The sequence below is a fragment of the Propioniciclava sp. genome, assembly GCF_036744435.1.
Classification (GTDB): Bacteria; Actinomycetota; Actinomycetes; order Propionibacteriales; family Propionibacteriaceae; genus Propioniciclava.
On record NZ_DAIOIA010000020.1, the window covers coordinates 7,340 to 33,738 of the forward strand.

22 protein-coding genes are annotated in these 26,399 nt (G+C 68.6%); 9 read left to right on the forward strand and 13 right to left on the reverse strand.

The window, feature by feature from the left end; translation table 11 throughout:
* Window positions 1–30 precede the first annotated feature (30 nt).
* From V7E09_RS04265 to V7E09_RS04275, 3 genes are all read left to right on the forward strand, one after another.
* Window positions 31–1,827 (forward strand): ABC-F family ATP-binding cassette domain-containing protein, encoded by a 1,797-nt coding sequence (locus tag V7E09_RS04265; protein ID WP_324523056.1) that lies wholly within the window; start codon window positions 31–33, stop codon window positions 1,825–1,827.
* Window positions 1,828–1,940: 113 nt separating this feature from the next.
* Entirely contained in the window at window positions 1,941–2,285 is a 345-nt protein-coding gene (locus V7E09_RS04270; protein WP_324511029.1) for an ArsR/SmtB family transcription factor, read from the forward strand.
* A complete protein-coding gene (locus V7E09_RS04275; protein WP_324511030.1) occupies window positions 2,282–2,437 on the forward strand; it encodes a zinc transporter permease in 156 nt (51 codons plus the stop codon). Before V7E09_RS04270 ends, V7E09_RS04275 begins: the two co-directional genes overlap by 4 nt.
* Before the next feature lie 65 nt (window positions 2,438–2,502).
* Here the strand turns inward: V7E09_RS04275 and V7E09_RS04280 are convergent, their stop codons facing one another.
* Together V7E09_RS04280 and V7E09_RS04285 are read right to left on the reverse strand one after the other, a co-directional pair.
* Window positions 2,503–3,231, reverse strand: coding sequence for a class I SAM-dependent methyltransferase (locus V7E09_RS04280; protein WP_324511031.1), 729 nt, complete (start codon window positions 3,229–3,231; stop codon window positions 2,503–2,505).
* A 187-nt stretch (window positions 3,232–3,418) separates the two neighbouring features.
* Window positions 3,419–4,414, reverse strand: a complete 996-nt coding sequence (locus tag V7E09_RS04285) for an iron-siderophore ABC transporter substrate-binding protein (protein WP_324511032.1) — start codon at window positions 4,412–4,414, stop codon at window positions 3,419–3,421.
* Between the two features lie 103 nt (window positions 4,415–4,517).
* Between V7E09_RS04285 and V7E09_RS04290 the strand changes: the two genes are divergently transcribed.
* From V7E09_RS04290 to V7E09_RS04300, 3 genes are read left to right on the forward strand one after another with little or no spacing between them, the layout of a single operon-like run.
* Window positions 4,518–5,564 carry an iron chelate uptake ABC transporter family permease subunit gene (locus V7E09_RS04290; RefSeq protein ID WP_324511033.1) on the forward strand — a complete coding sequence of 349 codons (1,047 nt, stop codon included), beginning with the start codon at window positions 4,518–4,520 and terminating at the stop codon, window positions 5,562–5,564.
* A complete protein-coding gene (locus V7E09_RS04295; RefSeq protein WP_324511034.1) occupies window positions 5,561–6,616 on the forward strand; it encodes a FecCD family ABC transporter permease in 1,056 nt (351 codons plus the stop codon). Before V7E09_RS04290 ends, V7E09_RS04295 begins: the two co-directional genes overlap by 4 nt.
* A complete protein-coding gene (locus V7E09_RS04300) occupies window positions 6,613–7,446 on the forward strand; it encodes an ABC transporter ATP-binding protein (protein WP_324511035.1) in 834 nt (277 codons plus the stop codon). The genes V7E09_RS04295 and V7E09_RS04300 overlap by 4 nt, the downstream gene beginning before the upstream one ends.
* Before the next feature lie 40 nt (window positions 7,447–7,486).
* Here the strand turns inward: V7E09_RS04300 and V7E09_RS04305 are convergent, their stop codons facing one another.
* Window positions 7,487–7,915, reverse strand: coding sequence for an organic hydroperoxide resistance protein (locus V7E09_RS04305; protein WP_324511036.1), 429 nt, complete (start codon window positions 7,913–7,915; stop codon window positions 7,487–7,489).
* A 372-nt stretch (window positions 7,916–8,287) separates the two neighbouring features.
* On the opposite strand from V7E09_RS04305, the gene V7E09_RS04310 reads away from it, so the two are divergent.
* On the forward strand, window positions 8,288–9,679 hold the full coding sequence (locus V7E09_RS04310) for an NAD-dependent succinate-semialdehyde dehydrogenase (protein ID WP_324511037.1): 1,392 nt from the start codon (window positions 8,288–8,290) through the stop codon (window positions 9,677–9,679).
* A 90-nt stretch (window positions 9,680–9,769) separates the two neighbouring features.
* Here V7E09_RS04310 and V7E09_RS04315 read toward each other — a convergent pair whose 3' ends face one another.
* From V7E09_RS04315 to V7E09_RS04340, 6 genes are all read right to left on the reverse strand, one after another.
* Window positions 9,770–11,509: a pyruvate dehydrogenase gene (locus V7E09_RS04315; protein WP_324511038.1), complete on the reverse strand. Its 1,740-nt coding sequence runs from the start codon at window positions 11,507–11,509 to the stop codon at window positions 9,770–9,772.
* Between the two features lie 154 nt (window positions 11,510–11,663).
* Window positions 11,664–13,484: an ABC transporter ATP-binding protein gene (locus V7E09_RS04320; protein WP_324511039.1), complete on the reverse strand. Its 1,821-nt coding sequence runs from the start codon at window positions 13,482–13,484 to the stop codon at window positions 11,664–11,666.
* Window positions 13,481–14,701 carry an ABC transporter permease gene (locus V7E09_RS04325; RefSeq protein WP_324511040.1) on the reverse strand — a complete coding sequence of 407 codons (1,221 nt, stop codon included), beginning with the start codon at window positions 14,699–14,701 and terminating at the stop codon, window positions 13,481–13,483. Before V7E09_RS04325 ends, V7E09_RS04320 begins: the two co-directional genes overlap by 4 nt.
* A complete protein-coding gene (locus V7E09_RS04330) occupies window positions 14,698–16,224 on the reverse strand; it encodes an ABC transporter permease (RefSeq protein ID WP_324511041.1) in 1,527 nt (508 codons plus the stop codon). The genes V7E09_RS04325 and V7E09_RS04330 overlap by 4 nt, the downstream gene beginning before the upstream one ends.
* Window positions 16,225–16,365: 141 nt before the next feature.
* Window positions 16,366–18,183 carry an ABC transporter family substrate-binding protein gene (locus tag V7E09_RS04335; protein ID WP_324511042.1) on the reverse strand — a complete coding sequence of 606 codons (1,818 nt, stop codon included), beginning with the start codon at window positions 18,181–18,183 and terminating at the stop codon, window positions 16,366–16,368.
* A gap of 191 nt (window positions 18,184–18,374) precedes the next feature.
* Window positions 18,375–18,794 (reverse strand): RDD family protein, encoded by a 420-nt coding sequence (locus V7E09_RS04340; RefSeq protein ID WP_324511043.1) that lies wholly within the window; start codon window positions 18,792–18,794, stop codon window positions 18,375–18,377.
* Between the two features lie 114 nt (window positions 18,795–18,908).
* On the opposite strand from V7E09_RS04340, the gene glnA reads away from it, so the two are divergent.
* A complete protein-coding gene (glnA, locus tag V7E09_RS04345; RefSeq protein ID WP_324511050.1) occupies window positions 18,909–20,339 on the forward strand; it encodes a type I glutamate--ammonia ligase in 1,431 nt (476 codons plus the stop codon).
* Between the two features lie 158 nt (window positions 20,340–20,497).
* Here the strand turns inward: glnA and V7E09_RS04350 are convergent, their stop codons facing one another.
* Window positions 20,498–21,346, reverse strand: a complete 849-nt coding sequence (locus tag V7E09_RS04350) for a sulfurtransferase (protein ID WP_324511044.1) — start codon at window positions 21,344–21,346, stop codon at window positions 20,498–20,500.
* A 64-nt stretch (window positions 21,347–21,410) separates the two neighbouring features.
* On the opposite strand from V7E09_RS04350, the gene V7E09_RS04355 reads away from it, so the two are divergent.
* On the forward strand, window positions 21,411–22,448 hold the full coding sequence (locus tag V7E09_RS04355; RefSeq protein WP_324523057.1) for a Gfo/Idh/MocA family protein: 1,038 nt from the start codon (window positions 21,411–21,413) through the stop codon (window positions 22,446–22,448).
* Here V7E09_RS04355 and V7E09_RS04360 read toward each other — a convergent pair.
* The 3 genes from V7E09_RS04360 to V7E09_RS04370 all read right to left on the reverse strand — a co-directional run.
* Window positions 22,445–23,206 carry a decaprenylphospho-beta-D-erythro-pentofuranosid-2-ulose 2-reductase gene (locus V7E09_RS04360; protein WP_324523058.1) on the reverse strand — a complete coding sequence of 254 codons (762 nt, stop codon included), beginning with the start codon at window positions 23,204–23,206 and terminating at the stop codon, window positions 22,445–22,447. The two genes, V7E09_RS04355 and V7E09_RS04360, sit on opposite strands and share 4 nt — an antisense overlap.
* A complete protein-coding gene (locus tag V7E09_RS04365) occupies window positions 23,206–24,621 on the reverse strand; it encodes an FAD-binding oxidoreductase (protein WP_324523059.1) in 1,416 nt (471 codons plus the stop codon). Before V7E09_RS04365 ends, V7E09_RS04360 begins: the two co-directional genes overlap by 1 nt.
* Before the next feature lie 105 nt (window positions 24,622–24,726).
* Window positions 24,727–26,399: bifunctional [glutamine synthetase] adenylyltransferase/[glutamine synthetase]-adenylyl-L-tyrosine phosphorylase (locus V7E09_RS04370; RefSeq protein ID WP_324523060.1), on the reverse strand; the 1,673-nt coding region annotated here is incomplete at its 5' end.

The following is a 26,399-nucleotide window of genomic DNA, read 5'->3' on the forward strand; positions in this document are numbered from 1 at the left end:
GGAGGACGCCACTCGCCTAGTCTTGTTTCAATGGCGCACCTTCTGGGGGCTGAAGCCCTCCACCTCGACTTCCCGACCAAGGTCGTGTTCGACTCGGTCACGCTTGGCGTGAACGAGGGCGACCGCGTCGGCATCGTCGGTCGCAACGGCGACGGCAAGTCGAGCCTGCTCGCCCTGCTCGCGGGGCGACGGGAGCCCGATTCCGGGCGCGTCACGATGCGCGGCGGCGTCCGGATCGGCGTCCTGGATCAAGGTGACGACCTCGACGACGAGGAGTCCGTGGGGCACGCCGTCGTCGGGGATGTCCCCGAACACGAGTGGGCTGGGGATGCGAAGGTCCGCGACATCGTCGCCGGGCTGTTGGGCGACCTGGGCTGGGACGCGCGCTTGGGGACGTTGTCGGGCGGGCAGCGGCGCCGGGTCGCGCTGGCGCAGGTCCTGGTGGGCGATCACGACATCGTGTTCCTCGACGAGCCCACCAACCACCTCGACGTCGAGGCCATCACCTGGCTGGCCGGCCATCTGAAGCGCCGGTGGGCTCCGGGCACCGGAGGCCTGCTGATGGTGACCCACGACCGCTGGATCCTCGACGAGGTCTGCACGGCCACCTGGGAGGTCCACGACCGGATCGTAGAGCCCTTCGAGGGCGGCTATGCCGCCTATATCCTCCAGCGGGTCGAGCGGGATCGGATCGCCGCCGCGACGGAGCAGCGGCGACAGAACCTCGCCCGCAAGGAGTTGGCGTGGCTGCGTCGCGGAGCGCCCGCGCGCACCTCGAAGCCGAAGTTCCGCATCGACGCTGCGAACGCCCTGATCGCCGACGTGCCGCCGTTGCGCGACACCGTGTCGCTGCAATCCCTGGCGGTGACGAGGCTGGGACGTGACGTGGTGGATCTGCTGGACGCCGGCGTCTCCTATGGCGACCACGAGGTACTGCGGGACGTCGAGTGGCGCATCGCCCCGGGCGAGCGCACCGGCATCCTCGGCGTCAACGGGTCCGGCAAGTCGACGCTGCTGGCCCTGGTGAGCGGGACGCTCGAGCCGACGACGGGCCGGGTCAAGCGCGGGACGACGGTCAAGGTGGCCACGCTCACCCAGCGTCTCGATTCGCTGGAGGAGTTCGCCGACGAGCCGGTCCGCGTCGTGCTCGGGCGGCTGCGCACCACCTACAGTTTCGGCTCGGGTTCGAAGGCCGCCGAGCTCACCCCCTCCCAGCTCCTGGAACGGCTCGGCTTCTCCAGCGCCCAGCTCTCCACCCCTGTGCAGGACCTGTCCGGCGGCCAGAAGCGCCGCCTGCAACTGCTGTTGATCCTGCTGGACCAGCCGAACGTGCTCATCCTCGACGAACCGACCAACGACCTCGACACCGACATGCTGGCAGCGATGGAGGACCTGCTCGACTCCTGGCCCGGCACCCTGCTCGTCGTCAGCCACGACCGCTATTTCCTGGAGCGGGTCACCGATCAGCAGTACGCCATCCTCGGCGGACGTCTCCGGCACCTGCCCGGTGGCGTCGAGGAGTATCTGACGCTGCGCACGGCGATAGAGACCTCGGCCGCCTCGAGCGGCAGCCCCCGGCCGGCGGCGCAGCCGTCCGCCGCGCTGTCGGGGGCCGAACAGCGTGCCGCCGAGAAGGAGCTGGCCTCCCTGGAGCGCCGCGTCGAGAAGCTGCACCGCCAGGCGGCGGACGCCCGGATGAAGCTCGCCGACCTCGACCAGACCGACTACCAGCTCCTCGGCGCAGAGATGGCGAAGATCACCGCGCTCGATGAGGAGGCGTCCGCCCTCGAAGAACGCTGGCTGGAGCTATCGGTGCTCGCAGACTGACCGCACGCGGACGCCTGGCTCGCGTCCCCCGCGACTCGTGTTCCCGGGGTTGCGCCCGCCCGGCACCCATGGACGTATTGCAATCTGTTTATATATGTGATGGAGTGAGACGCATGGACATGGAACCGGGGCTCGCCGAGGCGGCGCAGCTGTTCAAGGTTCTGGGAAGCGAATCCAGGTTGCTACTCCTGCGGCTCCTCGCCGCAGAGCCTCGCACCGTCGGGGCCCTGACCGAAGCCACCGGCATGTCGCAACCCCTGGTATCCCAGCACCTGCGGACCCTGCGCCAGGCGAATCTGGTCGCCGCCCGCAGGGCGGGCAAGGAGAGCACGTACCACCTGGTCGATCTCCACGTCACCCATGTGATCGCCGACGCCCTCATCCATGTCCGCGAGCCCCACGCCGCCGACTCGGCGGCGCAGGACTCCTCACCTCTGATACGAAAGGAACCGGCATGACCGAGCAGGACATTCACGCTGAGCACACCACCGCCGAGCACGCCCATGGCGCCGACTGCGGCCACGAAGCCGTGCAGCACGGCGACCACGTCGACTACGTACACGGCACCCACCACCACGCTCTCCACGGGGATCACTACGACGAGCACTGAGCACCACTCGCGGAAGGGGCCGACCCACCCGGACCGACCCCTTCCGCACCCCGTCGCGGATGACCTCAGGGCCGCTCGAGCATCCAATGACTCCTCCCGGGGAGCGGACGCAGCGTGAGCCCGACCCGGGAGGCCTCAGCCGCAACGACACGCGGGACGGGGTGCCTCATGTCGAACTCGACCGTGTCCTCGGTCAGGATGCGCTCCCCCTCCAGGCACAGATAGCTCACCCGCCACCGCATCCCCTCGGTGCCGCACGGCCACGCTTCGGCGATCTCGCGGTACTCCAGACCGCCGAGCATCGCAACGGAGCGCTCACGCGGGACCACCCGCTGGGGACGGAGCGGGAGCCGCAGGTCCATGAGCGCCGCACCCCCGGCGGGTAACCGGGTGGCGAGTTCTGCCAGCACGGCCGCCCGCTCCCCGGCGTCGAAACAGCCCACGACGCCGAGGAGGATCGCACCCCCTAGGCGAGGTGGCAACGTGGCAGAGAAGAAGTCCTCGGGACGCACGGTGACACGCGGAAACCACGCGGTTCGCGCCGCAATCCGCGACAGGAGCAGCGACCGCATGGCCCGGCTCGGCTCCAGTGCCACCACTGAGGCGGTCGGGAGCCGGTCGAGCACCACGGCGACGCTCGCCCCCGACCCGGCCCCCACATCGAGGATCGGCCCGCAGTCCGGGCGCAGCAGGGGCACCAGTTCATCGAGCGCCGCGCGCCGCGCGGGCTCGTGGGGAACCGCGAACACGTCGTAGGCGCTCGCCACCGCAGCCCAGACATCTTCGGCCACCACGTCGCCATCCGCCCCATCCCGACACACCACGAAACCCCTTTCAGCGCACGCACGACGCGAGCAGGCTTCACGATAGCTTAATGAGAATGCCTCTCATGCTCATGGATGTCTGTCAGCACATCCTGCCCGGCACACAGCACGGCCCCCGCCGCAACCGCGGACGGGGGCCGTGCACCGTGGCCGACGCTCAGGCAGGGAGCGCCTTCTCGAACAGCGGCGTGAGCTGCTGCACGGCATAGATCGAGGCCAACGGCGTGCTGGCCGAGAACGCGTTGGAGACGTCGCCGTCGATGACGACCGCGCGCCCTTGCTGCACCGCCGCGAGCCGCTGCCATGCAGGGTCATCGGTGATCGCCGTGGTCTCGAGGTAGATCGGGAAGGCGACGATCAGGTCCGCCTCGAGCTGATCGAGGTTCTCGCTGGAGATCTTCACGGTGAAGCCCGACGTATCGGTCGGCAGCGCGGCGATCGTGGGGCTCTGCACGAAGCCGAACCGTTCCAGCGTCTCCACGCGCCCGCCGCCCTTGATGTAGGCACCCCAGCCCTCGCTGGTCTTGGCAGCCGCGGCAACGGTCTTGCCCTTCCACTGCGGGTGAGCGGCGGCCACATCCGAATAGGTTGCGTCCACCTTGGCGAGCAACTCCTTGCCCTTCTCCGGCACGCCCAGCACCGTGGAGATCAGATCGACCTGATCCTCCATCGAGGTGAGCCAGCTCTCACCACCTTCCGGGATGCCGACCGTGGTCGTGATCTGGGACAACCGCTGATAACGGTCCTTGTCCCCGCTGCTGCGCACATCGAGGATCAGGTCCGGTTGCAGCGCGGCGATCGCCTCGTAGGAGGGCTCCATCGTCCCGATGATCGTCGGCGCCGTCGTATAGAGGCCCTGCGCCCACGGGCCCTGCCCGTCGCCGCCGAACCCCAGCCAGTCCGACGCTCCGACCGGCTGCGCACCGAGGGCCAGAGCGACCTCGGCGTCCCCCCAGCCGAGGGCGACGATGCGCTGGGGCGCCTTGTCGACCGTGACAGCGCCGAACGCCGTGTCCACGGTCGCCGGGAAAGCACCTGCGGCACTGCTGGACGGCGTCCCGGTCGCGGACGGGCTGGGTGCACCTGAAGCACACCCGGTGAGGGCAAGCACGAGGGCGGCCGCTGCGGCCAGCACGGCTCGAGGGAATCTCATGGCGAGACCTTTCTTGGATCGAGAGAAGGAGATGACCGGGCGCTGGGGGCCGGCATCCGGTCCGGGGGTCACAACCTTGGTAAGGCTACCCTAAGATCATCGAGTGCCAACGATCTCACCACCGCGCGAGAGCGTGGCCCCGCCGCGTCCCGCGCGCCCGCCACTGCGGGCCGCAGGATTCGTCGCCGCGGTCGTCCTCCTCCTCGTCGTGGTCCTGCTGAGCCTGATGGTCGGCGCGCGCGACATCCCCGCCGCCACCGTCTGGGGCGCGCTCCTGGGCACCGACACCGGAACCGACGCGGAGGTGGTAATCGCCCTGCGCGTGCCGCGCACCGTGGTCGGGCTGCTCGTCGGTGCCGCCCTGGGCGTCGCCGGAGCCCTCATCCAGGCGGCGACCCGCAACCCCCTCGCGGACCCGGGCATCCTCGGCGTCAACGCGGGAGCCGCCTTCGCGGTCGCGATGGGCGTCGGCGTGCTCGGGGTCCGCTCACCCAGCGCCTACGTGTGGTTCGCCTTCGTCGGGGCGCTGGTGACCACGGTGGTGGTCTACCTGATCGGCCTGGTCGGACGCGGATCGGTCAGCCCGGCGCAGATCACCTTGGCCGGGGTGGCGCTGGGAGCCGTGCTCAGCGGTATCACCAGCGCGCTCCTCCTGGCCGATCCGGTCACCTTCAACGTCATCCGCGCCTGGGAGGCCGGCTCGTTCGCCGATCGCGGGTGGGACGTGGTCACCGCCACCGCACCGTTCGTCGCGCTGGGCCTCGGCATCGCCCTGTGGCTCGGACCAGCGCTCAACGCCGTCGCGCTCGGCGACGACCTCGCCCGCTCGCTGGGAACCCGCGTCGTCGCCACCCGCGTGCTGTCACTCCTGTCCATCACCCTGCTGGCCGGCTCGGCGACAGCCATGGCCGGGCCCATCGCCTTCGTCGGCCTGATGATCCCGCACGTGGCACGGTGGATCGTCGGCCCCGACCAACGATGGATCCTCGCCTACTCGCTGCTGTGTGCGCCCATCCTGATGGTCGCCTCGGACGTGCTGGGACGCGTCCTGCTCCCCACAGGGGAGTTACAGGTCGGCATCGTCACCGCTTTCCTGGGAGCCCCCGTGCTGGTGATCCTCGTGCGGCGCCAACGGGTGAGCGGACTATGAGCGGCCGCACTCCCGTGGCCGTGGACGCCGACGGCAACGTCCGCCTGCCCGTGGGCCAGGTGATCCTGCGGGCTCAGCCGCGCGCGCTGATCGTCGGCACCGTGACGGCGCTGGCCGTCCTCATGGCCGCGCTCGTCGCCCTCGCCTGGGGCGACTACCCGCTGAGCGTGCCTCAAGTCGTGCAGGCCCTGCTGAGTGACCAGGGGTTCGCCACGAGAGTGGTCACCCAGTGGCGCCTGCCGCGCGTCATCGCCGCGATCGCGTTCGGCGCAGCCCTGGGAGCCTCGGGCGCCCTGTTCCAGACGCTGACCCGCAACCCGCTCGGGTCCCCCGACGTCATCGGGTTCTCCACGGGCGCCTACACCGGGGCCATCGTCTCCCTCACCGTCGTCGGCAGCAACGTCCTCAGCGAGATGGCGGGAGCGCTCGCCGGAGGGCTGCTGACCGCCGCGCTGGTCTACCTGCTCGCCTGGCGGGGAGGCATCCAAGGGTTCCGTCTGATCATCGTCGGCATCGCCGTCACCGCAACACTGTCCAGCCTCAACACATACCTTCTGCTCCGCGCCCAGACAGAGGTGGCGATGGCCGCCTCCCTGTGGGGTGCGGGATCCCTCGCCCTGATCGACTGGGGCGACGTCACGCTCGTGGTGCCGGCGCTGGCCCTCCTCGGCGTGGTCACGGCTGCCATGATGGGGCCGCTGCGCCAGCTCGAACTCGGCGACGATGCCGCGCACGCGCACGGGGTGCGCATCGAGGGGACGCGAATCACCGTCCTCGGCGCCGGCGTCGCACTGATCGCCCTGGTCACCGCCGTGACCGGTCCGATCGCCTTCATCGCGCTCGCCGCCCCCCAGATCGCGCGCCGGCTCACCCGCGGTGCCGGCATCCCCGTCGGGGCTGCCGCGAGCACCGGAGCGCTCCTCCTGCTCGCAGCCGACCTGGTCGCCCAGCACCTGATCCCGGGATCCGTGCCCGTGGGCGTCGTGACGGTAGTCATCGGCGGCCTCTACCTCATCGCCCTCCTCATCCAGGAAGCACACCAGCAGCTATGACCCAGCACTCCGCCCAGCCCGGCGCTCCGGCCCCCCGCCTCGTTGCGGACGACGTGACGCTCGCCTACGACGGGCACGTGGTCTCCCAGGAACTGTCGATCAGCATCCCGGATCGTTCGTTCACCGTCATCGTGGGCCCGAACGCGTGCGGCAAATCCACCCTGCTGCGCGCCCTGTCCCGCTTGCTGCGCCCGACCCACGGCTCTATCGTGCTCGACGGCAAGGCCATCGCCGGATACAAACCCAAGGAAGCCGCCCGCATCGTTGGCCTTCTCCCGCAGAGTTCGGTGGCCCCCGACGGCATCACGGTCTCCGACCTGGTGTCCCGCGGCCGCTACCCGCACCAGGGCCTCATCCGGCATTGGAGTTCCGCCGACGAGGACGCCGTCGAATCGGCGATGCAGGCGACCAACGTGGCCGGGCTGCGCCGCCGTCAGGTCGCCGAGTTATCCGGCGGGCAACGCCAGCGGGTGTGGGCGGCGATGGCGTTGGCCCAGCAGACGCCGATCCTGCTGCTGGACGAACCGACGACGTTCCTCGACATCGCCCACCAGATCGAGTTGCTCGACTTGTTCGCAGACCTCCACGAGGCAGGCAACACGCTCATCGCCGTCCTGCATGACCTGAACCACGCCGCGCGTTACGCCACCCACCTCATCGCGATGAAGGACGGTCGCGTGATCGCCCACGGCACGCCGGGCGAGGTGGTGACGAGCGATCTCGTCTCGGATGTGTTCGGCATCGACTGCCTGGTGGTGGAGGACCCCGAAACCAAGACGCCCCTCGTCATCCCGAAGTCGCGGACGCATCGCCGGCCCGACGCGGGGTGACGCGGCGGCGTCCGACCGGACGAGCGGCGTCTGGCCCGCGTCAATCCTGGCCGACGGTGACCGTCACGGCGATGTTGCCCCGGGTCGCGTTGGAGTACGGGCAGACCTGGTGCGCGGCGTCGGCCAGTTCCTGGGCGCTGGCCGCGTCCAGGTCGGGGATGGTGACCTCGAGGCGCACCGCCAGTTCATAGCCGCCGGCGCCGTTTCCGCCGATCTCCACGCGGGCACCGACCGTCTCGTCGCTCAGCGCGATTCCGCGCGTGCGTGCCACGCCCAGCAGCGCCGAGTGGAAGCAGGCGGCGTAGCCGGCGGCGAAGAGCTCTTCAGGGTTGGCCCCGTTCCCGGAGCCGCCCATCTCCTTCGGGACGGCCATGTCGAGGTCGAGGCGTCCGTCGGCGGTCCGGACGTGTCCGTCGCGCCCCTGGCCGGTGGAGAGTGCCTCGGTGGTGTAGAGCGTCTTCTGGATCATGGAGTGCCTCCTGAGTGATACGGCTGCTCCCATCTCAACGTCGACGAGCCTGCGGGCATTCCGCCGGTCACCCCGGGGACCACTCTGTGACCCTCGGCTTGATTCTGGGCCAGGCGCGGCAGATGATTGAAGCATCAAGGGATTTGGGGATCCGCGAACTCCCATCCGGGGGTCTCCTTCTTCGACTGGTGATCCGGACACCGACGCCACTGCGCGGGTGCACGACACGGCGGTGGCCGGATCAGTACGCGCTACGCCGATGTCGGCGCGACGACGCACGACCCGCCGCGGCCCTTGACCGACCAGGTGACGGCTCACGACGAGCCGCCCGACACATGTGGCCCCTCCCCAGGGACCCACAGAAGGAGCACGATGTCTTACGCAACGATCAATCCCTACACCGGGCAGACCGTGGCCACCTTCCCCGACGCCACCGACGCGCAGGTCGCCGAGGCCCTGGAACAGGCCCACACGACCTTCCAGGCCTGGCGCCAGACGACGTTCGAGCAGCGCCGTGCGGTGCTGACGAAGGCCGCCCAGTTGCTGCGCGCCGACAAGGACGCGCTGGCGGCCATCCTCACCCTGGAGATGGGCAAGATCACCGCCGAGGCCCTCGCGGAGGTGGAGCTGTCGGCCAAGATCTTCGAGTTCTACGCGGAGAAGGCCGAGGGCCTGCTGGCGCCGGAGCCGATCACCGTCAAGGAGAAGTCCACCGGCGAGGCCATCGTCGTGAAGGAGCCCCTCGGCGTCCTGTTCGCCGTGGAGCCGTGGAACTTCCCCTACTACCAGCTCGCCCGGATCGCGGCCCCGCAGCTCTCGGCGGGCAACACGCTGGTGCTCAAGCACGCCTCGAACGTCCCGCAGGCAGCGGCACGGTTCGAGAAGCTCCTGTTGGACGCGGGCCTTCCCGTCGGCGGCTTCACCAACTTGTACGCCACGCGGGACCAGATCGCCTCGATCATCGCCGACGACCGCGTCCGCGGCGTCGCGCTGACCGGCTCCGAGGCGGCCGGCGCCGTCGTCGCCCAGCAGGCAGCTGCGGCCCTGAAGAAGAGCACCCTGGAGTTGGGCGGCGCGGACGCGTTCGTCGTGCTGGATGACGCCGATCTCGACAAGACGATCCCGTGGGCCGTGTTCGGTCGCCACTGGAACGGCGGCCAGGTGTGCGTGTCCTCCAAGCGCATGATCGTCGTCGACGCCGTGTACGACGAGTTCATCAAGCGCTACACCGAGGGCGTCGCCGCCCTGGTTCCGGGCGACCCGTTCGACGCGGCCACGACGCTGGCCCCGCTGTCCTCGCAGAAGGCTGCCGACGACATCGTGGCCCAGATCGCCAGGGCCGTCGAGAACGGCGCCACGGCGACCCAGGTGGGCGACGCCGTCCCCACCCAGGGTGCGTTCGTGCAGCCCACGCTGCTGACCGGCCTGACCGAGGACAACCCGGCCTTCTACGAGGAGTTCTTCGGCCCCGTGTCGTTGATCTTCCACGCGAAGGACGAGGACGACGCCGTGCGCATCGCCAACGACTCGCACTTCGGGCTGGGTGGTTCGGTGTTCACCACCGACATCGAGCGCGGCAAGGCCGTCGCGGCGCGCATCGACACCGGCATGGTGTTCGTCAACCACCCCACCCTGGTGAAGGCGGACGTGCCCTTCGGCGGCGTCAAGCGCTCCGGCTACGGGCGTGAGCTCACCGATCTCGGCCTCAACGAGTTCGTCAACCACAAGGTCATCGGCGTGGTCGACATCGACGCCGAGTTCTGACCCACGAGTCGGCGCGGCTTCTCCTGCGCTGAGCCCCCACGGCCAGTGGCGCCGTCCCCGAGCGGGGCGGCGCCACTGGCCGTGGTGGGTCTAGCGCGGGATGTTGCGCAGGTTGGAGCGGGCGAGCTTCAGCATCGCCCCGACCCCGCCGTCGAGGACGACCTTGGCCGAGGCCACCGCGAAGCCGGTGAGTTGCTTGCCGGTGATGTGCGGCGGGATCGACAAGGCGTCGGGGTCGGTGACCACGTCCACCAGTCCCGGGCCGGGGGTTGCGAGCGCTTCGGTGAGCGTCGCGCGCAGCGTTGCCGGGTCGGTGACCCGCCAGCTCCGGATCCCCATGGCATGCGCGATCGCGGCGTAGTCGGTTGCGGGGCGATCGGTGCCCCAGGCGGGCATGCCGTCGACCAGCATCTCCAGGCGAACCATGCCCAAGGTCGAGTTGTTGAACACGACGACGGTGGTGTCGAGGTTGTGCTCCTTGAGCGTGAGCAGTTCACCCAGGAGCATGGACAGGCCACCGTCGCCGCTGATCGAGATGACCTGGCGTCCCGGGGCGGCGAAGGTCGCCCCGATCGCGTGCGGCAGCGCGTTGGCCATGGTCCCGTGGTGCCACGAGCCCAGGACGCGCCGCTTCGCGTTCGGGGTGATGTACCGGGCCACCCACACGTTGCACATCCCGGTGTCCGCGCTGAAGATCGCGTCCTCGGCGGCCACCTCGTCCAGGATGGACGCCGCGTACTCGGGGTGAATCGGAGTGTGGCTCTCCACGTTGCGGGTGTAGGCCTCCACGACCTTCTCCAGCTTGTCGCAATGCAGCTTGAGCATCTTGTCCAAGAAGGAGCGGTCGGTGCGCTCCTTGACCAACGGCAACACGGCCTCGATGGTGGCTGCCACGTCACCCTCGACGGCCAGGTCGAGCTTGGCCCGCCGCCCCAGACGCTCGCCGAATCGGTCGATCTGGGCGATCGTGACGTCCTTGGGCAGGAACTGGTCGTAGGGGAAGTCGGTCCCCACCAGCAGGAGCAGATCGCAGTCGTGCATGGCGTCGTAGGCAGCCCCGTAGCCGAGCAGTCCACTCATGCCGACGTCATAGGGGTTGTCGTACTGGATGAACTCCTTGCCGCCCATCGCGTGCCCGATGGGGGCCTTGAGCGCCTCGGCGAAGGCCATGACCTCATCGTGAGCCCCCGCGGTGCCCGCGCCGCAGAACAAGGTGATCTTCTTCGCCGCGTTGATGAGGTCGGCCAGCGCGGACACCTGCTGCGGGTGAGGCACGTGCGCCGGCGCCAGCATCGACACGTCGCCCATGGTCGGCGCCTCGACGGCGTCGGCGGACGCGACATCGCCCGGCAACACCAGGACGCTGACGCCGTTGCGGGCGATCGCGGTCTGGACGGCGATGTGGGAGATGCGGGCGGCCTGCTCAGGCGAGTTGGCCAGTTCGGCGTACTGGCTGGCCTCGGCGAAGAGCCGGTCGGGGTGAGTCTCCTGGAAGTAGGAGGTGCCGATCTGCTCCGAGGGAATGTGCGAGGCGATCGCGAGTACCTTCGCCATTCCGTTGCGGTTGGCGTCATACAGCCCCTGAATGAGGTGGGTATTGCCCGGACCACAGGATCCGGCGCAGACCGCCAGCTTCCCGGTCACCCGCGACTCAGCGGCCGCCGCGAACGCAGCCGCCTCCTCGTTGTGCACATCCACCCAGGTGATCGCGTCCTGCCGACGCAGGGCGTCCGAGACGGGGTTGAGGCTGTCCCCCACCAGCCCGTAGATGCGCTCGACGCCCAACTCGGCGAGAAAGGCGACCAACTGATCAGCGACGGTTCGTGCCATGACCACTCCTTTGTTCGTTCAACTTCTCTGCAGGTGCAGGCTACGTTGCTGAACCGGAGGTTCCCAGGGCACGTCTCGCTCCCCTCGAGAGCCATTCCTGGGTGGAGACGGCACGAACCCGACGCCAGGGCGTCGGGTTCGTGGTCCGGCTAGGTCAGGAGACGATGTGCTGCTCCTCGATGATGGCGTCGCGCAGTTCGCGGCGCTTGCGCTGCTCCTCCGGGTCGGGCACCGGAACCGCGGACAGCAGCCGCTGGGTGTAGGGGTGCTGCGGCCTGGTCACGATGTCGTAGGTGTCACCCACCTCAACCAGGTGCCCGTGATGCATGACCGCGATCCGGCTGGAAACCTGCTCCACCACCGCCAGATCGTGGCTGATGAAGAGGCAGGCGAAGCCGTACTGTTCCTGCAGTTCCTTGAACAGGTCCAGCACGCGTGCCTGCACCGAGACATCCAGGGCCGACGTCGGTTCGTCGGCGATCAGAAGCTTCGGATTCAGCGCGAGCGCGCGAGCAATGCCGATGCGCTGCCGCTGGCCCCCGGAGAGTTCGTGGGGATAGCGGTTCCGCATCGATCGCGGCAGATGCACCGAATCGAGCAGGTCCTCGACGCGTTTGCTGAGCTCGGCGCCCTTCAAGCCCTGGTGAAGGAGCAGCGGCTCGCCGATGGACTCCCCCACGGGCAGACGCGGGTTGAGCGAGCTGCCTGGATCCTGGAACACGATGCCGACGGTCTTGCGGAAGGGCTTCAGCTCCTTCAGCGACGCGTTGGTGATGTCGTGACCGCCCACCGTCAGCGTGCCCTCCCGGACGGGGAGCAACGCGACTGCGGCGCGACCCAGCGTCGTCTTGCCGGACCCCGACTCACCGACCAGGCCGATGACCTCGCCCTGTTCGATGCGCAGGTTGATGTGCTCGGCGGCCCGGAACTCCGGGCGTCGCCCCTGCTTGGGGTAGACGATCGCCACGTCCTCCATGAGCAGGGCGGGAGGTTCCTCGGTGCGCGGCGCGGACAGCGGGACCGGAGTGTCGCCCACCATGATCGTCGTCTGCGGGGGACCGGCCTCGTCGTCAGCTTCGGCGTGCTCGGCGAGGTGCGGCACCGACGCCAGCAACTGCTGGGTGTAAGGGTGCTGCGGGTTGGCAAAGATGTCGTGGGACGAGCCGTGCTCGACGACCTGGCCATCCTTCATCACGATGATGCGGTCGGCCATGTCGGCGACCACGCCCATATCGTGGGTGATGAGGATGATGCCGGCACTCACCCGCTCGCGCAGATCCCGCATCAGCTTGAGGATCTCGGCCTGAACCGTGACGTCGAGTGCGGTGGTGGGCTCGTCGGCGATGAGCAGCTTCGGCTCGCAGGCCAGCGCCTGGGCGATCATGATGCGCTGCCGCTGGCCGCCGGACAACTGGTGGGGGTACTTGTCGAAGCTGTCGACCGGATCGGGGATCTCGACCAGCGTCATCAACTCGATGGCCCGCTGTTTGGCGGCAGTGGGGTTCATCAGGTAGTGGGTGCGCAGCGTCTCGACGATCTGGAACCCCACCGTGTACACGGGATTGAGGGCCGTCATCGGCTCCTGGAAGATGACGGAGATCTCGTTGCCGCGGATCTCCCGCAACTCCTGGATCGACATCCCGACGAGTTCCGTGCCCTTCAGGTTGGCCGAGCCGGTCGCCCGGCCCGTCGCCGGCAGCAGCCCGAGCAGGCTCATGGACGACTGGGTCTTCCCCGAACCGGACTCGCCGACGATCGCCAGCACTTCCCCAGCGCGCAGCTCGTAGCTGAGCTTGTCGACGGCCGTGAACCACTCGTCGCCCACCCAGAACTGGACGCTGAGATCCGTCACGGTGAGGATGATGTCGCCCTTGGCGACGGGACCGCCGGTGTCACGGCTCAGTTTGATGGCGTCGGTGAACGCCGACCGGTTGCCTGCCGCCTGCGTGGCGTCGGACTTCTTGCGGCCGATCATCGGGCCCCTCCCTCGTCGGACGGCGTGGACCTGCGAGCGGCCAGGTCGGCCTCCGCCTTGCGCATAACACGCGCCGACGGGATGCGCTTGGTTCGCGGATCGAACGCGTCACGCAGGCCGTCGCCGATGAAGTTGATCGACAGCGCGATCAAGATGATGAACAAGCCCGGCCACCAGAACAGCCACGGTCGGGTGGAGAAGGCACCCTGGTTCTCCGAGATCAGGCGTCCCAGGGAGACTGCGGGCGCCGAGATGCCGAAGTTCACGAAGCTCAGGGCCGCCTCCAGCGTGACCGCCGACGACATCAGCAGGGTGGTGTTGACCACGATCACGCCCACGGCGTTGGGCAGCATGTGTTTGGTGATGATGCGCCAGTCGCTCGCCCCAGCGACACGGGCCGAGTCGACGAACTCGCGTTCGCGCAACGTCAGGAACTCGGAGCGGACCAGGCGGGCCAGGCCCGTCCACAGCACGCAGCCGAGGGCGATCGCCAAGAGCAGCGGCATGTTCTCCCGCAGCCAGGTGGTGACTTCTGGACCGGCGTTGAGGCGCAGCGGCAGCTTCGAGATAAGCGAGCCCAGGACCGCGCCGATCACGATGACGGGGAGGGTGATGACCAGGTCGGTGAGCCGCATGAGCGCCATGTCGACCCAGCCGCGGTAGTAGCCGGCCAGCGAGCCCACGGTGACGCCCAGGATGAGGGCCACGGCGCCGAGCACGAAGGCGACGAACAAGGACGTCTGCACCCCCAGCAGCACTTGCGCGAAGTAGTCCCGGCCCAGGGAATCCTGCCCGAAGGGGTACATGCCGAGGCTGAACGTGTTCCCGTTGATGAAGGGGATCTGCAGCGTCGGAGCGCCCCCGTTGATGACGTCACCGGAACGCATGTCTTGATCGCGCCACAACCCGGGGATGGGGCCGATGCCCATGGCGAGCACCGACGCGATCGCCACGAGGCTCAAGGTGACCAGGCCGAAGATCGCACCACGGTGACGGAAGAACCTGCGGGTCACGATCTGGCCCTGGGACAGGCCCACGACCTCCTTGCCCTCGCCGACTCCTTCGCCGCGTCCGGTCGCACCCCCGGTGCTGCTCACCTCGTGCGCCCCCGCGTCCTCGAGGTCGGGCACCAGCGCACGCCCGGCCTCGGTGCCCTCGGGGATCTCCTGTTCGAGCCGCTCATCGTCGGGCCCGTGGATTCCGTCGTTGTTGCTCATGCGTTCACCCGAATCCTGGGGTCGATGATGGCGTACAGGAAGTCAGCGATGAGGTTGGCGATCATCGCCAGCGCCCCGGTCAGCATGATGTAGAACATCACAGGGTCGACCTCCTGGTTGTTCATGGAGTCGATGAACAGGCGTCCCATGCCGGCCCAACTGAAGATGGTCTCGGTGATGACCGCGCCACCGATGAGGGTGATGAAGTCGACGGGGACCACCGAAGCCAGCGGCATCAGTGCGTTGCGCAGCGCGTGGCGCACGATCACGACCCGCTCGGAGAGCCCCTTGGCGCGGGCCGTGCGGATGTAGTCCTGGTTGAGGACCTCCAGCATCGCGCCTCGTTCGTAGCGGGTGTAGGTCGCGAACGAGATCAGCACCAACGCGATGGTCGGCAGCAGAAGGTGCGTGGCCCGGTCGAGTTGAGCCATCCAGAAATCGGCGTTGAGGCCGGGGGTCTGGGCACCCAGGGTGGCGATCGGACGGCCGTTGATCTCGCTGGCGTTGTAGTACTGCGGCCACGTCTGGAGCACGCGATCGAGGAAGATCAGCACGCTGGTGAAGAGGCCGACGATCATTGCTCCGCGCATCGAGACGTTGCGGTCGGGGCCGCCGTACAGCCAGCCGATCCCGGCGCAGATCACCATGGCGAGGGCCAGCAGGCCTACCATCCACAGCCAGTTCATCTCGACGAGGACGAACAGCCACTGCAGCGGCCACCAGACGATGGCGCCGACGACGGCAGCGGTGAGGGCGGCATAGAGCGCGCGCCGGTTGTTGATTCCCGCGAACAGCGACGTGACGGCCAGGGCAGCCGCGACCGATCCGAGGGCGATGCCCACGATGCCGATCTGCGGGTTGCTCACCCAGCCCGAGAGCAGCAGGGCCGCCAACAGCGCGAGCGTGATCCCGAACGCGCTGCCAAAGACGATGAGTTTCTTGCGTCGTCGCCCGCCCAGCGCCCCGGCCCAGAACAACCCCGATACGACCGAGGCGATGATCACGGCGGGCCAGTTGATGGTCGGTGCGGCGATGTAGTCGTTGACGCCGATCGCGAAGAACTGCTTCAGCAACACCGCAACCCAGAAGACGGGCAGCGAGTACAGCAGGAAGGAGATGAAGGTGATGACGTAGTCGAAGGAGGTGTACTGACGCAGGGCGGAGATCAAACCGATCGTCACGCCGGTCAGGATCGAGATGATGGTGGCGGCGAAGATCAGCTGGATCGAGGTCGCCACGGCGCTTTGGACGAGCGAGCCGACGGGCTGCATCGTCTTCCAGGCCAGGCCGAAGTCGCCGCGGACGAAATCGCCGAGCCACATGAGGTAGCGCTGGTACCAGGGCAGATCCAGGTTCAGAAGCCTGACCCGGTTCGCGATCATCTCGTCCCGGTTGGGGGCGGGGTTCTCGCGGAGATCCGAGAGCGGATCGAGTGCGACGTCGAGGAGGCCATAGATCGCGAAGGAGAGCACCAACAAGATGCCGACTGCGAGGGCGAGCCGCCGGGCTAGGAAACGTGCCATGGATACCTCGAGTGTGACGTGGGGACGTGGAGGGGACCTACGGGGCCACACGCGTGTTGGGCCCGGTCACCGCCGGTGGGGCGTCAGGCTACCTGACGCCCCACCGTTGGGGACAACTGTGCAGTGTCGCTGAGCGCTAGGTCAGGAGACCTTCCACTCCCAGAAGTTCCAGAAGTAGTTCGGCGACAGCGGGATGGAGCTGACGTTCTGGATCTTGTTGCTGATGCCGGTCACCTCCGGGAACTGGAAGATGGTGATGCCGAAGGCATCGTCGACCAGGTGCTTCTCCACGCCCTCCAGGATCGCCTGCTGGCGAGCGCTGTCGGTCGTCACGTCGAGTTCCTTGAGCAGTTCGTCGACCTGGGCATTGCTGTACAGGCCGTAGTTGTTCTGCCCGCCGGTGATGTAGTTCGGGCCGACTTCGCCGACACCGGTGGAGCGGGACTGCCACCCGAACAGGGAGGCGTCGTAGACGTTCTGCTGCTTGAGCAGGGTGCCCCAGTCCTTGCTGCTGACGTCCTGAATCGTGAAGCCGGCCGCCTCAGCGGTCTCCTTCATCAGCTGGAACTCCTGCTGACGACGGGTGTTGTTCTGGGCGTACATGACGCGGACGGTCGGGTTGGTGACCCCGGCCTCGGCCAGGAGGGCCTTGGCCTTGTCCGTGTTGGAGCCGCCGCCGTAGGTGGCGTCCATGCCGTTGGCCGCGGTGATGGGCTCGTAGGCTTCCTTCTCGTCGGGCACCGTGGTGAACGAGTTCCGGATCGCGGCCGTCGGGTTCAGCGGCTTGATGATGTTGTCGATGATCTTCTGCCGCGGAACGGTCTGCAGGAATGCCTGCCGCACCTTGAGCGCCTTCGCGGCGTCGCCGCCGTAGGTGGCCGGGTCGAACGGGCCGCCGTTCTTGAAAACCAGATCGACGTGCTCGTAGGTGCCGCCGTTCTGGGTCAGGACGGTGAGACCGTTCATCGCCTGGAGCTGCTTGAGGATGTCGGCGGTCGCCTGCGGCTGCGTGACGAGGATCTCACCGTTCTGCAGCGCCTGCACCGAGGCCTGCGGGTCGGGCGTGATGCGGATGGTGACCTTGCCGATGCTGGGGGTGTGCGCGCCCTTGTAGTTGGCGTTCTTCTCCAGCGTGATGTACTGCTCCTCCGCGATCTCGGTGATCGTGTAGGGGCCCGTGCCGACGAGCAGTTCCTTGTCCGCGGGGGTCGACTTGAAGTTGAAGTCGTTGTTGTAGACGTTCGAGATCTTGGACAGCGCAGCGTTGTCCTTGTTCTTGAACGCGTCGATCAGAGCCTGGTTGGCCGCGGCGGCGTCGGTGGTGCCGAGCGCACGCTTGGCGACCACGTGGGCCGGGACGCCGGTGGGATCCATCGCGAGGATCTCCCAGTCGACGTACGGGGCGGAGTAGGAGAAGGTGACCGACTTGCCGTCCGCGGAGATCTCCGGGAAGTCCTTGATCAGGGCGTAGCCCGGCGAGCTGCTGTTGAAGTAGACGTCGCTGCCGGTGTTGGCACCAACGTTGCCCTCGTCGTCCTGCTCGGCGGTCGTGGTGTTGAAGTTGCCCGAGAGCGCACCCCACAGGAGAACGGCATCAGCCGCGGTGACGGGCGTGCCGTCGGACCAGGTCGCGGTGTCGGCGAAGGTGATCTTGACCTTGAGCGGATCGTCGCTGACCTTCTCGTACTTGCCGAAGGAGGAGTTCTGGGCGATCTTCAGATCCTTGTCGTAGTAACCAATGCGGTCATTCGACATGTAGATCGGGTTGGTGTTGGCGACCGCGTTGCCGTAGTCGGTGTTGTTGTTGTAGCTGTAGAACGCCTGGTTCCAGCTCACGTTGATCGACGTCGCGGCGTTGGCCGAGGACGTCGCCCCCGGCGTGGGCGGCGTGCAGGCGGTCAAGGCCAGCGCGCTGGACAGGACGATGCCTGCCGCGGCGATGAGCTTGCGGTTGCTCAATGTTCCTCCATGGAGTTGCGAGATGCCCTGCGAGGCTCTCGAAGCTGATCCATCTGTTCGCATGGCGGACAGGTGGGCGTCGTGGATGAACCGTACACACGCGTCAACCCGAACCGGCAGGGAGTCCCACAAACCGAATCCCATTCGTTACCCAAGCGTGATGAATCCCCAAGTCGGGAACTGAAAAGTGATCAGCGGCGGGTCACGACGACCGAGTCGAGAAGGAGGTCGTTGAGGCCTCGCCGATCCGATCCGATGACCACTGCGGGCAGCACGATCGACACCATCGCTGCACGCGCGAGCGCGCGCCACCACCCCAGCGGAGATCCGTCCACTCGGGTCACCCCGACGCCGGTGATGAGCTGGCCGAAGCTGCTGCCGGTGAAAGCCGTGAGGAGGGCCTTCTCGACGAAGAACACCGCCAGGATCATCCATGACTGCCAGGTGTTGGCCTCAAACACGCCGCCGCCGAAGGCACCAACGGCCACCGCCATGCTGGCCCCCCAGTCGATGACCAGGGCGCTGACGCGGGCCCGCCAGGTGGCGAGCGATCCTCGCCCGGACGCGGGCAGCCCCAGGCTGCTCCCGGGGTACTCGGTCGTCTCGGTCACGGCCAGCAGCCTATAGGGGGCTGTAACACCGTCGAAACACGGACGACATTGACCGGTGATCCACCGTCACTAGCGTTCATGGCAGAAAGCTACCTACTCATCTTCGGAGGACCCATGTTCCAAGGCGCCGACGAGCTCCTCGCCTACATCGAGGAGAACGACATCGAGACGGTCGATGTCCGCTTCTGTGACCTTCCTGGCGTGATGCAGCACTTCACCATTCCGGCGGAGTTCCTCACCCGCGACATCATCGAGGACGGCCTGAGCTTCGACGGCAGCTCCATCCGCGGCTTCCAGAAGATCCACGAATCGGACATGGCGTTGCTGCCGGACCTGAGCTCCGCTTACGCCGACCCGTTCCGCAAGAGCAAGACGCTCAACATGAACTGGTTCGTGCATGACCCGATCACGAAGGAGGCCTACAGCCGCGACCCGCGCAACATCGCGCGTAAGGCTGAAGAGTACCTGAAGTCGACCGGGATCGGCGACACGGCATTCATGGGTCCCGAGGCCGAGTTCTACGTCTTCGACTCGGTGCGCTTCGAGACCAAGCAGAACGCGGGCTACTACTTCATCGAGTCCGACGCCGGCGCCTGGGCCTCCGGCGACGAGACGGACATCGACGGCCACGCCAACCGCGGCTACAAGGTCAAGTACAAGGGTGGCTACTTCCCGGTCGCGCCGGTTGACCACTTCGGCGATCTGCGCGACGACATGGTCCGCAACCTGCAGGGTGTCGGCCTGACCATCGAGCGCGCCCACCACGAGGTCGGCACCGCCGGTCAGAGCGAGATCGCGACCAAGTTCGACACGCTGCTGGCCGCCGCCGACAACGTCATGAAGTACAAGTACGTCGTCAAGAACACCGCCTGGGAAGCCGGTAAGACTGCGACCTTCATGCCGAAGCCGATCTTCGGCGACAACGGTTCGGGCATGCACGTTCACCAGTCCATCTGGAAGGACGGCGTCCCGCTGTTCGCCGACGAGGCCGGTTACGCGGGCCTCTCCGACCTGGCCCGCTGGTACATCGGCGGCATCCTGCACCACGCGCCGTCGCTGCTCGCGTTCACCAACCCGACCGCGAACTCCTACCACCGCCTGGTGCCCGGCTTCGAGGCCCCCGTCAACCTGGTCTACAGCCAGCGCAACCGTTCGGCCTGCATCCGGATCCCGCTGACCGGGCCCTCCCCCAAGGCCAAGCGGATGGAGTTCCGCTGCCCCGACCCGTCGGCCAACCCGTACCTCGCGTTCGCCGCGATGCTGCTGGCCGGCCTGGACGGCATCCAGAACAAGATCGAGCCGCCGGCCCCGATCGACAAGGACCTCTACGAGTTGCCTCCCGAGGAGCACGACGAGATCGCCCAGGTGCCGTCCTCCCTCGGCGACGCCCTGGCTGCGCTCGAGGCCGATCACGAGTACCTGCTCGCGGGTGACGTCTTCACCGCCGATCTCATCGAGACCTGGATCGACATGAAGCGCGAGGACATCACCGCCCTGCGGCTGCGTCCGCACCCGCACGAGTTCGAGATGTACTTCGACCTCTGAGTCACCCGGGGCCCTGGCCCGCACGCAGGAGGCCCGCTCGATCTGATCGAGCGGGCCTCCTCGCACGTCCGGCGCCCCGCGTACGGATCGGGTCCGCCCGCCCGGAGAGGCCGGGTAGCTCGGCCCACGCCGTCCTGGTCCGCTCTAGGTGTGGCCGCCTAGCGCGTCACGCCGTCGGGATCGGAGGGCGGACGCTCCCCCGGTTCGGAGCCGGTGGCCTCGGGACGCTGCGTCGCCGCGTACTGCGACCAGGAACCGGGGTAGAGGCGCGCACGCCCCAGGCCGGCGTATTCGAGGGCGAGCAGGTCGTGGCAGGCCGTGACGCCCGACCCGCAGTAGACGACCACCCCGGCGGCATCGGTGAGACCGGCCTCCAGGAAGCGTTCGCGCAAGCCGGCAGGCGGCAAGAAGCGCTGATCTGCGTCCAGGTTGCCGCCGAACGGCAGGCTGATGGCACCGGGAATGTGTCCGGCACGTGCGTCGACCGGCTCGGTCTCCCCGCGATAGCGGGCCCCGGCGCGCGCGTCCACGACGCGGTAGGCGGTGGCGGCGTCGTCGATGGTGGCCAGCGTCGCCGCGTCCCAGGGACGCGCGTTGAACGTTGCCGCCGGGCGGAGGGTCTCCCCCGTCTCCACAACACCGTCCCAGCCAGCAATACCCCCGTCCAGCAGTGCCGCCTCGACGCCGATGTTGCGCAGCAGCCACACGAGGCGTCCTGCCGAGGAACCCCCGGCGTCGTCATAGGCGATGACGACGTCCGTCTCACCGATGCCCAGCTCTGCCATCGCCGCCGCAAAGGCCTCCGGCTCCGGCAGGGGGTGCCTCCCCGCCTCCGTGGAGGGCGGGCCCGCGAGCGCCGTGTTGAGGTCGACGAAGACGGCGCCGGGCAGGTGCCCGCTCAGCCAGGCGCTCCGTCCCGAACGTCCGTCGAGATACCAGCGCACATCCGCGAACACGGCTCCCACAAGGGAGCGTGCCTGGGCGGGCGTGACGACGGGTGAGATCATGGGGCCTCCTTCGACTGACGACGAGATCGATCCTCTCACGCGGCCCGCTGACTAGGCTGACGGCATGACGACGCTCCCGCTCAGCCGCGTGCCCGACCCGTGTGACGCCCCCGCACTCCGCTGGGGCATCCTTGCCCCGGGCGGGATCGCCTCAGCCTTCGCGTCCGCGCTCGCCGCGCACACCACGCAGCGGATCGTCGCCGTCGGATCCCGCTCCGCCGCCCGGGCACAAACCTTCGCCCGCGAGCACGGCATCGGCGTCGCGCATGCCTCCTACGAGGCCCTGCTCGATGATCCGAACGTGGAGGCGGTCTACGTGGCGTCCCCGCACAGCAGGCACGCCGAACAGGCGCTGGCCGCGATCTCCGCCGGGAAGCACGTGCTGGTGGAGAAGTCCTTCACCCAGGACGCCCGCCAGGCCGCCGCGGTGATCGACGCCGCCCGGGCCGCCGGCATCACGCTCATGGAAGCGATGTGGACGCGGTTCCTGCCCCACGTGGACGTGCTGCGCCAGTTGCTTGCCGACGGGGCCCTGGGCGAGATCGAGACCGTGAGCGCCGACCACGGCCAGAGATTCACCCCTGACCCGGCGCATCGGCTGTTCGACCCGGCCGCTGCGGGCGGCGCCCTCCTGGACCTGGGCGTGTACCCGGTGTCGTTCGCGAGCATGGTGCTCGGTACCCCCGGCAGGATCACGGCGCGCGGCACGCTGACCGACACCGGCGTGGACCGGCAGATCTCCGCGGTCTTCGATCAGTTCCCGGGCTCGACGGCCCACGCCCTCGTGACGACCACGCTTGCGGCACAGACCCCGACGACGGCGGCGATCTCCGGCCCCAAGGCCCACGTGGACCTGCCGAGCAGGTTCTACACCCCGGTTCCGCTACGGTTCGTCCCCCGAACTGGGGAGCCGGTCACCTCGCCCGCACCCGTCATCACCGGCTCAGGCGGGCTGGCCTACGAGGCGGCTCACTTTGCCCGGCTCGTGGCCGAGGGGCGTGTGGAGTCTCCCGCCCTCCCCTGGGCCGAAACCCTGGCCATCATGCAGACGATGGACCAGATGCGAGCCCAGGTGGGAGCGCGATTCCCCGGCGAAGACTAGATGGGCAGCTTGCGGAAGATCGGACCCGGGATGTGCTTGAGCACCATCATCACGAGCTGGAACAGCGGGGGCGCCCAGATGAGCGTCTTGCCATCGCGCGCCGCGTTGACGGCGAGCTTGGCGACGTCCTCCTTGTTGACCGTCAGCGGCGCCTCCTTCACCCCGGCCGACATCCGGGTGCGCACCTGTCCGGGGCGGATGACGAGCACCTTCACCCCGGCGGGTTCCAGCGCCTGACCGAGGTTGCGGTAGAACCCGTCCAAGCCCGCCTTGGTGGAGCCGTAAACGAAGTTCGAGCGGCGCACGACCTCACCGGCCGCCGAACTCATCGCGATGATCTGGCCGTAGCCCTGCTGCGCCATGCGCTGCCCGAGCAGGACGCCGACGCTCACCGCACCGGTGTAGTTCACCTGCGCGATCTCGACGGCCTTGGCCTGGTCCTGCCACAGCTCCTCGGCGTCGCCGAGAAGACCGAACGCGACGATCGCCACGTCCACGTCGCCACCCTCCCAGGCGGAGCCGAGCACCTCGGCGTGGGTGGTGAACGCGGTGGCATCGAAGTCCACCCAGCGGACGCCGGACGCGCCTGCGGCCTCCATCAGCTCCACCGAGGACGTCGCTCGCGGGTCGTCGGCGCGGCCAGCCAAGACGACCTCAGCGGGCGCATGGGACAGGTACTCGGTGGCGATGGCCAGACCGATCTCCGAGCTGCCGCCCAGGACCAGGATCTTGCCGGGGTTGCCGGTGGCGTCGATCATCAGATGAGCTCCAATCGTCGGGCCATGTCGGAGACAAAGACCCCTGTCGGGTCGATGCGGCGGCGGGTGGCGATCCACTCGTCGACGCGGGGATACATGGCGTGGAAGGTCTCCGCGGAGGTGCGGGAATCCTTCGAGGTGTAGAGGCGTCCGCCGAACTCCTGGATGCGGGCGTCCAGCCGGGTCAGGAAGTCCGACAGCCCGGCCTTGATCGGGAAGTCGACGCACACGTTCCAGCCGGGCATCGGGTAGGACAGCGGGGCGCGGTTCCCCTCGCCGAACAGCTTGAACACGTTGAGGAACGAGTAGTTGCCGGACGCCTGGATCTCGCCGATGAGCTGCTTGAACTCGGCGACGGCCTCCGGCGGGACCACGAACTGATATTGCAGAAAGCCACGGCTGCCGTAGGCCCGGTTCCACTCGCCGAACATGTCGAGAGGGTGATAGAAGCCGGTGAGGCTTTGGATCTTGTTGGTGTAGTCGCCGGACTTGAGGTACCAGGCCTCCCCGAGCAGGCCGAACGTCAGCTTGTTCGCCAGGCCGTTGGGGAACACGTCGGGCAGGGTGAGGAACGTCTTCCCGGTGAACTCCAGCGGACGCTGAGCGAGTTGCGGGGCGAACTCCTGCAACTGGGCCAGCGTCGCGAGGCTGCCCCGGCTGATCGCCGCGCGTCCCAGCTTCGGCGGGGCGCTGATCGCGTCGAACCAGGCCGAGGAGTAGTCGTAGCGGGACTCCGAGCCGTCGGAATGGACCGCGATGGTCTCGTCCAGGGTGTGGGTGACGACGCCGTCGGCCAGGAAGTAGGCCGTCTCGGTGCGCGTCATCGAGAGCGTGGCCCGCAGGATGATGCCGGTCAGGCCGATGCCGCCGATCGTCGCCCAGAAGATCGAGGCGTCCGGATCGTCAGGGCTGCCGTCGGGGCGCAGCGTGAGGACCCGGCCGTCGGCGACCAGCAGGTCCATGGCCAGCACGTGGTCGCCGAAGCTGCCCGCCGAGTGGTGGTTCTTGCCGTGGACGTCGTTGCCGATGGCACCGCCGACCGTCACCTGGCGGGTGCCCGGCAGCACCGAGACCCACAAGCCGTACGGCAGCGCCGCCTTCATGAGCGCGTCCAGGCTGACGCCCGCGTCGACGGTGACGGTGGCCGTCTCGGGATCGATCACGTGGATCGTGTTGAGCCCCGTCATGTCGACGACGGTGCCACCGCCGTTTTGCGCGACATCACCGTAGCTGCGGCCAAGACCGCGGGCGAGGATGCCGCGGCCTCGGCCGTCGGCGCGTTCGTCGGCGGCGCGGGCGACCGCACGGGCGATCTGATCGACGTCGGGAGGGGTCAGCACCTCGGCGGTGCTTGCAGCGGTGCGTCCCCAGCCGGTGAGCCGGGTCGGGACGGTCGGGGTCTGGGTCGTGGTCATCGAGGCGAGTCTAACGACGCGGCCCGGCCTCGGCAGGCGATCCAGGCGCAGCACGACCGCAGTCGTAGTCCCGGCCCCGCCCGTGGGCCCCGAGGGGCACCCGGATCAGGTCAGCCCCCAGAACACCCGGTCCATGACGGCGCGCGCCTGCCGCGCCCGCCGCGTCCAGTCGTCGAGGAAGAACGAGGCCTCCCCCTTCGCATAGCCCAGCAACTCCGCGACGGCGGCCCGCTCCCGGGCGTCGGTCGGCACCGTGTCAGTGGCGCGCCCCCGCAGCAGCATCGTCGCGTTGCGGATGCGCGTGGCCATCTCCCAGGACTCGCGCAGCGCGTCCGCATCGTCCGACGCCAGCAGCCCGGCGGCCACGGCGGCGTCCAGGGCCGGGAGCGTCCCGGTGGTGCGAAGCCCGGGGACGGCGTGCGCGTGCTGCAATTGCAGCAGTTGCACCGTCCACTCGACGTCCGACAGGCCACCGGGCCCCAGCTTCACGTGCCGACGCGGGTCGGTCCCCCGCGGTACTCGCTCGGACTCCATCCGGGCCTTGAGCTTGCGGATGTCGCCCACCTGCCGAGTATCCAGTCCCTCCACCGGGTAACGGAGCCCCGCGATGCCCTCCAGCAGGGCGGCTGAGACCCCGGGATCGCCCGCCCCGTGGGCGGCGCGGACCAGCGCCTGCGCCTCCCAGGTGGCCGCCCATTTGGCGTAGTAGGCCAGGTAGGACGCCATGCTGCGCACCATCGGCCCGCCCTTGCCCTCGGGGCGCAGGTCGAGGTCCAGTTCGACGGCCGGGTCGGGGCCGGGACGCCGCAGCAGATCGCGCAGCCGGGTCACGATCCGGGTCGCCTTGACGATGGCCTCAGCGTCACCCGGGTCGCCCACCACCACGAGCGCGTCAGCATCCGAGCCGAAGTTCAGCTCACACCCGCCCCACCGGCCCAGGGCCACGATCGCCAGCGGAGGCGGCTCCTCCACGACGCGGGTGGCCACCTCGAGCGCCACGTCGACGGTCGCGGTCATGACGTCGCTGAGCGCCTCGCCGATGCCCCGCACGTCAGCGCGTCCCAGCAGTTCAGCCGCGGCGACCCGCAGCAGTTCGCGGCGCCGCACCGCGCGCACCGCCTCGACGGCGTCCCCGGGATCGGCGTGCCGCCGGGCCACGGCACGCATCTCAGCGCGGATCTCCTCGAGGGGACGTCGCTCCCCCGCATGCTCGCCGAGCAGCTGGACCGTCTGCGGGTCACGCATGAGCAGATCGACGGCATACCTGCTGGAGGCCAGCACCGTCGCCAGGTTCTCCGCCAGCGCACCCTCGTCGCGCAGCGCCCGCAGGTACCACGCCGAGGTGCCCAGCGCCTCCGACACCTGCCGGAAGGCGAGCAGGCCGTGGTCGGGGTTCGGCCCGGCGGCGAACCAGCCCAGCATCGCGGGCAGGAGCTGCCGTTGGATCTCGGTACGCCGGCGCACGCCGGTCGAGAGCGCCTCGATGTGACGCAGTGCCGCCGCGGTGTCGTTGAAGCCCAGCGCCCGCAGCCGCGTCTGTGCCTCCTCCGAGGTCAGCCGCACCTGCTCGGACGGGATCCGCGCCACCGCCTCCAGCACCGGGGAGTAGAAGATCCGCTGTTGCAGCCGCTGCACCTTGCGGGTGGACGCCCGCCAGGCCTCCACCAGCGCCTCCGGGCCGTCGAACTGCACACTGCGCGCCAGCCGCCGCAGGCTCTGCTCGTCCGTGGGCATCAGGTGCGTGCGGCGCAGGTGATACACCTGGATCCGGTGCTCCA